Below are 11,006 nucleotides of genomic sequence, written 5' to 3'. Positions count from 1 at the left end.
TTTCCGCCACCCGGCCGGTCGCCTCACACCCCCGTCTTGCCGAGCTCGCCCTGGCGCTGGGCGGCTTCGCCATCGGTACCACCGAATTTGTGATCATGGGGTTGATGAACCGCATCGCCGGCGACCTTTCGGTGTCGCCGCAGCAGGTCGGCTACGCGATCAGCAGCTACGCCCTGGGCGTGGTGGTGGGTGCCCCGTTGATTTCCGCGCTGGCGGCGAAGGTGCCGAAACGACAACTGCTGATCGGTCTGATGCTGGTGTTCGCGCTGGGCAATCTGGCCAGCGCCCTGGCGCCCGGGTTCTGGTCGTTCGTCGGCCTGCGCTTTATCGCCGGGCTGCCGCACGGCGCCTATTTCGGCGTGGCGGCACTGGTGGCCGCCGCCGCGGTGCCCTCGGATCAGCGTGCCCGGGCGGTGGCCCGGGTGATGATGGGGCTGACCGTGGCGATCCTCCTGGGCGCGCCGCTGGGCACCTGGGCCGGCAACCAGTTCGGCTGGCCGGTGGCGTTCGCCGCCGTGGGCGGCATCGCCCTGGCCACCGCGCTGATGGTGCGTCTGTTCGTACCCTTCGTGCCCCGCGACCCGGACGCCAGCCCGCTGCGCGAGCTGGGCGCGCTGGTCAACCAGCAGGTGCTGTTCACCCTGGGCATCGCCAGCATCGGCTTCGGCGGCATGTTCGCGGTGTTCAGCTACGTGATGCCGACGCTCACCCAGCAGGCCGGCATGGCGGAATCCCTGGGGCCGGTGGTGCTGGCGATCTTCGGCGTGGGCACCATCATCGGCACCCTGGTGGGCGCGCGGGTGGCGGACTGGAACCTGCTCAAGGCGATTCCGCTGATTCTGATCTGGTGTCTGGTGGTGCAGGCGCTGTTTTTCGTGGCCGCCAATCAGGTGTGGGCGGGGCTGCTGTTCGTCGCCCTGGTGGGCACCAGCATGGCCCTGGGCCCGACCATTCAGACCCGGCTTATGGACGTGGCCGGCAACGCCCAGACCATGGCCGCGTCACTGAACCACGCCGCCTTCAATATGGCCAACGCCCTGGGCGCCTTGCTGGCCGGCGTGGTGATCGCCCAGGGCGTACCCTGGTCCAGCAGCGGCCTGGTGGGGGCGGCGCTGGCCGCCGGCGGTCTGCTGATCTTCTTCGCCGGCCGTGCCCTGGAGCCGGCGCCGGCGGAATGCCCGGACTGAGCTAGCGCACCCCGGCGGAGAGCGTCTCCGGCTGCACCAGCTGCCCGGTGAGCGGGAAGCGGATGGTCACCCGCAGGCCGCCGTGGGGGTGGTTGTCCAATGCCATCTCACCGTGGTGCATGTCGACGATGCGCTTGACGATGGCCAGCCCCAGACCACTGCCGCTCAGGGTGCGCGCCTTCTCGCCCCGGGAGAACGGCTGCAGCAGTAAGGGGATGTCCTCCTCGCGCACGCCCTTGCCGTGGTCGCGCACCACCAGCACCAGGGCGTTGTCGTCCAGGGCGGTGTCGATCTCCACCGGCGCGGCGCCGTACTTGAGCGCGTTGGTGATCAGGTTGGACAGCATGCGCTTGACGGTGAGCCGCTTGAGCATCAGCCGCGGCAGGTCTTTTTGCCGGATGCGCAGCTGCTCCCCGGGGTACTTGGCGGCCACCTCGTCGATCAGGTCATTGAGGTTTTCGTAGTCGGGCTGCTCGTCGGCGCCGTCGCGGATAAACGAAATGAACTGATCGAGAATCGCGTCCATGTCCTCGATGTCGGCGATTATGCCCTGGGACATTTCCTCGTCGTTGAGGAATTCCGCCGACAGCCGCAGCCGGGTCAGCGGCGTGCGCAGATCGTGGGACACCCCCGCCAGCAGCAGGGCGCGGTCGCGCTGGGACTGCTGCAGCTGGCTGGTCATGCGGTTGAAGGCGCGGTTCACCGCCTGAATCTCGGTGGGGCCGAGGCTGTCGTCGAGCACCGGCACCGCTTCACCGCGCCCCACCTTGAGCGCCACCCGCGCCAGCCGCCGCAGCGGCCGGTTGAGGCTGCGCGCGATCAGCAGACCGCCGATCACCGCCAGCAGCGGCACCGTCACACCCCAGCCCAGCAGCAGGTAGCGGTCGTAGTCGCGGAAGAACGCCATCGGCACCCGCAACCAGCGGTCGCCGAACGACGGCGCGGTGACCCACAGCACCGGCTGGCGCTCGTCCTCCAGGCGCACGGTGGCGGCCTCGCCGAGCAGCTCGGAGACTTCGTCGCGGAACCGCTCCACCACCGGGCGCGACAAAATCAGGCTTTCCGGGCGGCGCAGTTCCGGCGGCGTGCCGGCGTTAATGCCGGTGGTCTCGCCCAGCCGCCGAGACAGGCTGGCGTCGCCCTCGCTCTGGAACACCAGCTCCGCCTGCAGGGCGGTCAGGCGGGCGTATTCCCGGATGCCCGGCAGATAGGCGTTGCGGGCAAAAAACCACAGGGTGATGCCCTGGCTGAGGCCGATCACCAGACCGATGATCAGCGCCGAGCGGGCGAACGAGCTTTTGGGCAGGAAGTTGGGCATGGAGGGATTCTACCCGCCGGCGTTCAGTCCGGCACGAACACATAGCCCACGCCCCAGACGGTCTGGATATAGCGCGGTTTGGACGGGTCGTCCTCGAGCAGGCGGCGCAGGCGCGACACCTGCACGTCGATGGAGCGTTCCATGGCGGACCATTCGCGGCCCCGGGCCAGGCTCATCAGCTTGTCGCGGGTGAGCGGTTCCCGCTCGTTCTGCACCAGCGCCTTGAGCACCGCGAACTCGCCGGTGGTGAGCGGCTGCGGCTCGCCCTCGCGGGCCAGGGTGCGGTTGCCCAGGTCCAGGCTCCAGGGGCCGAAACGCACCACGGATTCGTCCTTGCTGGGGGCGCCGGGCACTTCCCGCACATGGCGGCGCAGCACGGCGCGAATGCGGGCGCTGAGCTCCTTGGGGTTGAACGGCTTGGGTAGGTAGTCGTCGGCGCCGGCGTCCAGGCCCTCGATGCGTTCCGCGTCGTCGCCCTTGGCGGTGAGCATGATGATCGGCAGGCGGTTGTCGTCGTCGCGCAGGCGACGGCAGATCGACAGGCCGTCCTCGCCGGGCAGCATCAGGTCCAGCACCATCAGCGAATAGATCTCGCGGGACAGCGCCCGGTCCATCTGGTCGGCGTCGGCCACCGCCTTGACGGCGTAGCCCTGCTCTTCCAGGAACCGTTGCAGAAGACCGCGCAGGCGGGCGTCATCGTCCACCACCAGAATCTTTTCCACTTGTTCGCTCATGGTGCTCCTCGCCGAAAGGACTACGGGAATGGATCCCGGAGGCCCGGTGTACCCGCCGCGCGTCCGGCAGGCAAATCTGGATTGTATAGAAAGATTACCGGCCGCCGCGAACCGGTGACGCCATGCGGCGCTTGGTGGCGGAACGGATCGGCTTACCTTTGCCCCCGGGCCTGCTATCATGCGCCCGCCGATGGGTTCCGAAGGAGACAAAGATGGCCAAGATTCTCGTGGTGGACGACTCACCCACGCAACTGACCAACCTGGTCAAGATGGTGGAAAATCAGGGGCACGAGGCAATCACCGCCAGCAACGGCCTGGAGGGCATCGAACAGGCCCGTGCGCAGAAGCCGGACCTGATCCTGATGGACGTGGTGATGCCGGAGCTGAACGGCTTCCAGGCCACCCGCAAGATCAATAAGGACGCCGAGCTGGGCGGGATTCCGGTGATTCTGGTCACCACCAAGGACCAGGAAACCGACAAAGTCTGGGGTGAGCGCCAGGGCGCCGCCGGCTACATCGTCAAGCCGGCCCAGGAGCCGGAACTGGCGGCGATGATCAAGCGCGTGCTGGGCTGAAGCCCGGCGCTCCCCGCAGCAACCATAGCCCGCCCCGTCACGTCAATCTATGAACGGCCGGAGTCATTCCCTATGATTCCGGTCGTTTCGTTATAAAGCGGCGCCATACCGCGCGCGCCGCCGTGCAAGCCAGGACTCTTCCATGCAAAGCATCGAACAACTGATCGCCCAGGAAATCAACGCCCAGCCCCGGCAGGTGGCGGCCACCGTGGCCCTGCTGGACGAAGGCGCCACGGTGCCGTTCATCGCCCGCTACCGTAAGGAGGTGACCGGCGGTCTGGACGATACCCAGTTGCGTACACTGGAAGAGCGGCTGCGCTATCTGCGCGAGCTTGAAGAGCGCCGCGAGACCATCCTCAAAAGCATCGCCGAACAGGAAAAACTGACCCCGGAACTGGAAAAGGCGATCCAGGAAGCGGACACCAAAACCCGCCTGGAAGACCTCTACCTGCCGTACAAGCCCAAGCGCCGCACCCGCGCGCAGATCGCCCGCGAGGCCGGCCTGGAACCGCTCGCCGACGCGCTGCTGGACGATCCCGGCCAGGATCCGGAGCAGACCGCCGCCGGCTACCTGAACGAAGAGCACAAGATCGCCACCGCCAAGGACGCCCTGGACGGCGCCAAGCAGATTCTGATGGAGCGCTTCGCGGAAAACGCCGAGCTGCTCACCCGGCTGCGCACCTTCCTGTGGGAAAAGGCCCAAGTGCAGGCGAAGCTGGCCGACGGCAAGGAAGAAGAGGGCGCCAAGTTCCGCGACTACTTCGAACACCAGGAAGCGCTCAAGAACATTCCCAGCCACCGCGCGCTGGCGCTGTTCCGGGGCCGCAACGAGGGCGTGCTGCACGTCTCCATGGTGCTGCCCGAGGAGCTGGAAAGCGCCCAGCCGCACCCCTGCGAAGCGATGGTCACCGAGGTGGCGGGCTGGCGTCACGAAGGCCGCGCCGCCGACGACTGGCTCGGCGAGGTGATGCGCTGGACCTGGAAGATCAAACTCAACACCCACCTGGAAACCGAGTTGCTCGGCCGCGTGCGCGAAATGGCCGAGGAAGAAGCGATCCAGGTGTTCGCGCGCAACCTGAAAAGCCTGCTGATGGCGTCGCCCGCCGGCCCCAAGGCCACCATGGGCCTGGACCCGGGCCTGCGCACCGGCGTCAAGGTGGTGGTGGTGGACCCCACCGGCAAGCTGCTGGAACACACCACCATTTTCCCGCACCAGCCCAAGAAGCAGTGGGATCAGTCCCTGGCGACGCTGGCCAAACTCTGCGCCAAGCACGATGTGTCGTTGATCGCCATCGGCAACGGCACCGCCAGCCGCGAGACCGACAAGCTGGCCGGCGAGGTGGTCAAGCAACTCAGCGACCGCAATATCCAGAAAATCATGGTGTCGGAAGCGGGCGCCTCGGTGTACTCCGCATCGGAAATGGCGGCGCGGGAGTTCCCCGATCTGGACGTGTCGTTCCGGGGCGCGGTGTCTATCGCCCGGCGTCTGCAGGACCCGCTGGCGGAGCTGGTGAAGATCGATCCGAAGTCGATCGGCGTGGGCCAGTACCAGCACGACGTCAGCCAGGTGAAGATGTCGCGCTCCCTGGACGCGGTGGTGGAGGACTGCGTCAACGCCGTGGGCGTGGACGTTAACACCGCCAGCGCGCCGCTGCTGGCGCGCATCGCCGGCCTCAACACCACCATCGCCGGCAACATCGTTACCTTCCGCGAGAAGAACGGCGCCTTCAGTGATCGCGGCGCGCTCAAGCAGGTGCCGCGCCTGGGCGAGAAAACCTTCGAGCAGGCCGCCGGCTTCCTGCGCATCATGGGCGGCGCCAACCCGCTGGACGCTTCTTCAGTGCACCCGGAAGCCTACCCGCTGGTGGAGCGCATCGCGGAAAAACACGGCCGGCCGCTCAAAGACCTGATCGGCGACGCGCCCTTCCTGAAGAAAGTGAACGCCGGGGACTTCACCGACGACGTGTTCGGCCTGCCCACCGTCACCGACATTCTCAGCGAGCTGGAAAAGCCCGGCCGCGACCCGCGCCCGGAATTCAAGGCGGCGGAGTTCAAGGAAGGCGTGGAGACGCTGAACGACCTGAAGCCAGGCATGCTGCTAGAAGGTTCGGTGACCAACGTCACCAACTTCGGTGCCTTCGTGGACGTGGGCGTGCACCAGGACGGCCTGGTTCATGTCTCCGCCCTGGCCGACAAGTTCGTGGAAGACCCCCACGACGTGGTCAAGCCCGGCGACATCGTCAAGGTCAAGGTGATGGAGGTGGACCTGCCCCGCAAGCGCATCAGCCTGACCATGCGCCTGGACGAACGCCACCAGGACCAGCCGAAAAGCGCCGACGCCCCCGCCGGCCGCCCCCGTGGCCGGGGCGGCCAGCCCAAGGGCGGCGGTCGCGGCCAGTCGGGCGGCGGCCAGAAACCGGCGGCGCAGGGCGCCCTGGGCGCGGCCTTCGCGAAGGCGTTCGAAGACAAGAACAAGCGCGGCTGACCCTGATGTTAACCGGCCCCGGGCCTGCCATACTGGCAGGCCGCGCGATCAACCTCCCTGTCGGATAGGCCCATGACCGATACGCTCAGCCAGCGAATCCAGGCACTGCTGGATTCCGAAGCCGCCGCCACCCTGGCTCACATTCGCCGTGGCATCGAGAAGGAAAGCCTGCGGATCACCGACCAGGGCCTGCTCGCGCACACTCCGCACCCCCGGGAGCTGGGCTCGGCGCTGACCCATCCGTATATCACCACGGACTATTCCGAATCGCTGCTGGAATTCATCACCCCGCCCAGCACCGACCTGCAGCAGCCGATCGAGTTTCTTGAGAATCTGCACCGCTACGCCTACCGGCACATCGACGACGAACTGCTGTGGGTGAACTCCATGCCCTGCATGATCGCCAACGACAACGACGTGCCGGTGGCGGAATACGGCAGCTCCAACGTGGGCCGCATGAAGCACATCTACCGCATCGGCCTGGGCCACCGGTACGGGCGCAAGATGCAGACCATCGCCGGGATCCACTACAACTTCTCGTTCCCGGATGAGTTCTGGCGCATCAACCGCGAGCTGGAGGGCAGCGAGGCCCCGCTGCGGGACTATATCTCGCAGCGCTATTTCGACCTGACCCGAAACTTCCAGCGCTATTCCTGGCTGCTGGTGTACCTGTTCGGCGCCTCGCCGGCGCTGTGCTCGTCGTTCCTGGCCGGCCGCGAACACCAGCTGCTGGAGCGCTTCGACCACAGCCTCTACCGGCCCAACGCCACCAGCCTGCGGATGAGCGACCTGGGCTACCAGAACAACGCCCAGTCGTCGCTGGCGATCAGCTACAACAATCTGGACGACTATGTCCGCACCCTGACCCACGCCATGAAGACGCCGGACCCGGTGTATCAGAAGCTGGGCGTGCGCGACGCGCAGGGCCGCTACCAGCAGCTCAACGCCAACATCCTGCAGATCGAGAACGAGTACTACTCGTCGATCCGCCCGAAACGCACCATCAACAGCGGCGAGCGCCCCACCCTGGCGCTGCAGCGGCGCGGCGTGGAATACATCGAGATCCGCGCCCTGGACCTCAACCCGTTCGAGCCGGTGGGCATCAATCAGCAGGAAATCCGGTTCCTGGACCTGTTCGCCACCTACTGCCTGCTGCGCGAATCGCCGCGCCTGGAACACTGCGACCTGGACGCCAGCAAGGAGAACCTGCGCCGGGTGGTCTACGACGGCCGCAACACCGGCGTGCAGCTGAACAACTGGGGCAAGTCGGTCTCGCTGCGTAACTGGGGGCTGGAAAAGCTCGACCAGATGCTGCCCATCGCCGAGCTGTTCGACCGCTGCCACGGCCATGACGGCCAGCACGGCCGGCTCTACCGGGACGCCCTGGAGCAGCAGCGCGAGAAGCTGCTAGAGCCCGACGCCACCCCGTCCGGGCGCATTCTCGACAAGCTGGAAAGCCGGCAGCAGAGCTTTTTCGGCTTCGCCATGAACCAGGCCCTGGCGCACCGGGATCACTTCCGTTCGCGGCCGCTGGACACCAACCTGGAAGCCGAGTGGCGGCGCCTCGCCGAAGACAGCCTGGCGGAGCAACAGGCGGCGGAAGCGGAAGCGGAGATGCCGTTCGAGGCGTACCTGGAGGCCTATTTCCGCGGCTAAGCCTATATTCTGACGAATGGTCGTTTTTTGTACATCAATGGTACTAGCGGCTATCCCCGGCGGTGCTAGTCTGCCCCCGTTGAAGGAGGGATAGTTATGTTTGATCCGACATCCGACCCGTTCGAGAAAGCCTACAACCGCGGCTGCATGTGGGGCATGGCCGGCGGTCGCGTGGACCAGTGTCCTTACCAGGACGAGGCGCTGGAGGAATGGTGGGTGCAAGGTTGGGACGCCGGCGCCGCCGCCTGGCATCATCACCGGGAACCCGCCGCCTCGCGCAGCGTCTGAAGGTAACGGAGCCCCCAGAACCCCGCCGCCGGGCCGCTTGTCCGGCGGCGGGGTTTTGCTTAGGGTGCGTTGACGCTTGCCGGATTCAAACAAGGAAAAACAACCATGTCGTCCCTTCTTCCCAGCCCCCGTGCGCTTAACGGACTCACCCTGCTTGGCTGCCTGGCGGCGCTTGCCGGCGCGCTTTACATGCAGCATGTCGAAGGCCTGGAACCCTGCCCGCTGTGCATCTTTCAGCGCATTGCGCTGATGGTGGTGGCGGCGGTACTGCTGGTCGCCACCCTGCACGGCCCGCGCGGCGTCGGCGTGCGTATCTACGCGCTGCTGACCGCCATCGCCACCCTGGCCGGCGCCGGCATCGCCCTGCGCCACCTGTGGCTGCAAAGCCTGCCCGCCGACGAGGTGCCCGCCTGCGGCCCCAATCTGGATTACATGCTGGACGCCTTCCCGCTCACCGACGTGCTCACCCAGGTGCTGTCCGGCTCCGGCGAATGCGCCGAAATCAGCTGGCGTTTCCTCGGCCTGACCATTCCCGGCTGGTCGCTGGTGGTGTTCGGGGGCGTGCTGGTGGTGGCTCTGATACAATTGCTGCGCCCGCGCCGGGGCTGAGCGAGCCGCCTTCTCCGCACCTTCGGCGCGGGTCTTTGCGTTTGGGAGATCCGCCCGATGGTCGACGGCCTGCTGATTCTGCTTCTGTTTCAATTTCTCGGTGAGCTGGTGATTCATTTCACCGGCCTGCCGCTGCCCGCCCCGGTGGTGGGCATGGTGCTGCTTCTGCTGGCGCTGATGTTCAGCGTTCCCTACAGCGACCGGGTGGCGGACGCCTCCGGCGCCCTGATCCGTCATATCAGCCTGCTGATCTTTCCGCTCGGCGTGGGCATCGTGCTGCAGTGGGAGCGTTACAGCGACTACGCGCTGGCGCTCACCGTGGCGGTGATCTTCGGTACCATCCTGGCGCTGGTGCTGGTCACCCTGCTGCTCAAGTTGCTGCTGCGCGAGCGCGGCAAAGCCGGCCAGCGAGGAGGCCGTGCCGATGGCTGATCTGGTTCACTCGCCGCTGTTCGGGCTGCTGCTCACCCTGGCCAGTTACCGCATGGCCACCTGGCTGTACGGCAAGGTGCACAGCCTGCCGCTGTTCCACCCCTTTATCGTCGCCTCGATCCCGGTGATCGTGGTGCTGCCCCTGGTGGGCGTGTCCTACAACGAGTACCGCGACCAGACCCAGGTGCTCTCCTTCCTGCTCGGGCCGGCCACCGTGGCGCTGGCCTGGCCGCTCTATCGCCAGCTGCACACGGTGCGCAGCGTGTGGCGTCCGATCCTGATCACCACCTTTATCGGCGCGGCGCTGGCCGCCGGCATTTCCATCTATCTGGCCTGGCTGCTGGGGGCGCCGGAGGCGGTGGTGGGCTCGCTGGCGCCGAAATCGATCACCACGCCGATCGCGGTGGAGGTGGTGAAAAGCACCGGCGGCTATGTGTCCCTGGCCGCCGGCGCGGTGGCCATCACCGGGATCGTCGGCGCGCTGGTGGGCGGCCTGGTGTTTCGCGTGCTGGGGGTCAAGGACGACCGCATTCGCGGCTTCGCGCTGGGCCTGGTGGCCCACGCCATCGGCACCGCCCGGGCGTTCGAATTCAGCGAGAAAGCCGGCGCCTTCGCCGGCCTGGCCCTGGGCCTGACCGGCCTGGTCACGGCGCTGGCGCTGCCCTGGCTGTGGCCGCTGATCAGCCCCTGGCTGTTCCCGGGCTGAACGCCGCGGCCGGCGGCGTTATTCGCCCGCTCTCCTAAAGCCCCGCCTCTAATGAAGAAACGGTCTTTCACGGTAAGCCTCTGATCGAAAAGCCGTTTTCTCCCGCCGCGCCGGCCGGCGCCGCCGGTGCCGGGAGATCGCCATTGCCTCGCCGCGAACAGCGGCGCTAGCCTCAATACCCGTCCAATGAAAAGCGCGCGATACCGCAAGGAGCGACCCCATGGCCACGCCCCACTCCCCGGCTCTGCACCCGTCCGCCGCCCTGGACCGCTGGCGGCGCATTGAAGCCCTGCTGCACGCCTGGCTGGAGCAACGCCGCCGCCTGCTGGTTCTGCTCTGCTCGATCCAGGGCCTGGAGGGCTTCCAGCGCCCCGGCTCGATCCAGAATCAGGTGCGCGAATTCTGCCAGTTGCTGATGGACTACATCAGCGCCGGCCACTTCGAGATCTACCAGGAACTGGTCCGCGAGGCGCGCCTGGGCGCCGCCCACCGCGGCGGGACCATCAATCTGGCCTCGCGGATTCTGCATCAGCTGGACCCCTCCACGGAGGAGGCGCTGGCCTTCAATGAGGACTTCGACACCGACGACCACTGCCTGAGCCAGCTGGAGGTGCTGCCCGAGCGGCTGACCCGGCTCACCGAAATGCTCGAGGAGCGCTTCGCCCTGGAAGATCAGCTGATCCTCAGCGTGCACAGCCGCGACACCGCCGAGCGCGCCCGCGTCCTTAACTTCTAATCCCAGTGCGAGCTTGCCCTGCAAGCGAAAGGCCGGCTTTAGCCGGCCGGCAGGATCCCAGAGGCGTTGTTGGTGCCGGTGTTAGAGATGTCTCTGGAATCCTGCCGGGAGCTTCGCTCCCTTTCGCGGGCAAGGCCCGCTCCCACAGGCCCGCTCCCACAAAATTTCTCGCCCTAAGCCATCGGCCAGGCACAAAAAAGCCACGCTCCTTTGCGGGAGCGTGGCTTTTTTTCGGGTCGGGCTAGCGCGGATTATTCAGCCGCGTCGGCGCCTTCCTCGG

Annotated in this window: 11 protein-coding genes; 9 read left to right on the top strand and 2 right to left on the bottom strand. The window is 66.8% G+C overall.

Translation table 11 applies throughout. From position 1 onward, the window contains the following. A partial coding sequence (locus ACEQZD_RS10915; protein ID WP_370185415.1) for an MFS transporter occupies positions 1 to 1,187 on the top strand: 1,187 nt, incomplete at its 5' end. Between the two features lies 1 nt (position 1,188). On the opposite strand, the gene ACEQZD_RS10910 is transcribed toward ACEQZD_RS10915, so the two are convergent. Together ACEQZD_RS10910 and ompR are read right to left on the bottom strand one after the other, a co-directional pair. After that, positions 1,189 to 2,505, bottom strand: a complete 1,317-nt coding sequence (locus ACEQZD_RS10910; protein ID WP_142947489.1) for an ATP-binding protein — start codon at positions 2,503 to 2,505, stop codon at positions 1,189 to 1,191. A 23-nt stretch (positions 2,506 to 2,528) separates the two neighbouring features. Further along, positions 2,529 to 3,239, bottom strand: a complete 711-nt coding sequence (gene ompR, locus ACEQZD_RS10905; protein WP_142947490.1) for a two-component system response regulator OmpR — start codon at positions 3,237 to 3,239, stop codon at positions 2,529 to 2,531. Between the two features lie 212 nt (positions 3,240 to 3,451). Between ompR and ACEQZD_RS10900 the strand changes: the two genes are divergently transcribed. The 8 genes from ACEQZD_RS10900 (at position 3,452) to ACEQZD_RS10865 (ending at position 10,726) form a co-directional block, all read left to right on the top strand. Continuing rightward, positions 3,452 to 3,814 carry a response regulator gene (locus tag ACEQZD_RS10900; protein ID WP_142947491.1) on the top strand — a complete coding sequence of 121 codons (363 nt, stop codon included), beginning with the start codon at positions 3,452 to 3,454 and terminating at the stop codon, positions 3,812 to 3,814. A gap of 142 nt (positions 3,815 to 3,956) precedes the next feature. Then, a complete protein-coding gene (locus ACEQZD_RS10895; RefSeq protein ID WP_370185412.1) occupies positions 3,957 to 6,299 on the top strand; it encodes a Tex family protein in 2,343 nt (780 codons plus the stop codon). 72 nt (positions 6,300 to 6,371) lie between these two features. Beyond that, positions 6,372 to 7,955: a glutamate--cysteine ligase gene (gene gshA, locus ACEQZD_RS10890; protein WP_348321515.1), complete on the top strand. Its 1,584-nt coding sequence runs from the start codon at positions 6,372 to 6,374 to the stop codon at positions 7,953 to 7,955. 96 nt (positions 7,956 to 8,051) lie between these two features. After that, positions 8,052 to 8,243, top strand: a complete 192-nt coding sequence (gene rmf, locus ACEQZD_RS10885; RefSeq protein WP_142947494.1) for a ribosome modulation factor — start codon at positions 8,052 to 8,054, stop codon at positions 8,241 to 8,243. A 105-nt stretch (positions 8,244 to 8,348) separates the two neighbouring features. After that, positions 8,349 to 8,852 (top strand): disulfide bond formation protein B, encoded by a 504-nt coding sequence (locus tag ACEQZD_RS10880; RefSeq protein ID WP_194854766.1) that lies wholly within the window; start codon positions 8,349 to 8,351, stop codon positions 8,850 to 8,852. 57 nt (positions 8,853 to 8,909) lie between these two features. Continuing rightward, positions 8,910 to 9,284 carry a CidA/LrgA family protein gene (locus tag ACEQZD_RS10875; protein WP_370185409.1) on the top strand — a complete coding sequence of 125 codons (375 nt, stop codon included), beginning with the start codon at positions 8,910 to 8,912 and terminating at the stop codon, positions 9,282 to 9,284. Beyond that, positions 9,277 to 9,990 carry an LrgB family protein gene (locus ACEQZD_RS10870; RefSeq protein ID WP_370185407.1) on the top strand — a complete coding sequence of 238 codons (714 nt, stop codon included), beginning with the start codon at positions 9,277 to 9,279 and terminating at the stop codon, positions 9,988 to 9,990. The genes ACEQZD_RS10875 and ACEQZD_RS10870 overlap by 8 nt, the downstream gene beginning before the upstream one ends. A gap of 220 nt (positions 9,991 to 10,210) precedes the next feature. Continuing rightward, positions 10,211 to 10,726: an Rsd/AlgQ family anti-sigma factor gene (locus ACEQZD_RS10865; protein WP_142947498.1), complete on the top strand. Its 516-nt coding sequence runs from the start codon at positions 10,211 to 10,213 to the stop codon at positions 10,724 to 10,726. Positions 10,727 to 11,006: the final 280 nt, after the last annotated feature.

Origin of the sequence: Alloalcanivorax sp. (genome assembly GCF_964221125.1) — a bacterium.
Taxonomy (GTDB): Bacteria; Pseudomonadota; Gammaproteobacteria; order Pseudomonadales; family Alcanivoracaceae; genus Alloalcanivorax; species Alloalcanivorax venustensis.
The sequence above is the reverse complement of the archived record's forward strand: the minus strand, read 5'-3'. Positions and strand labels throughout refer to the sequence as shown.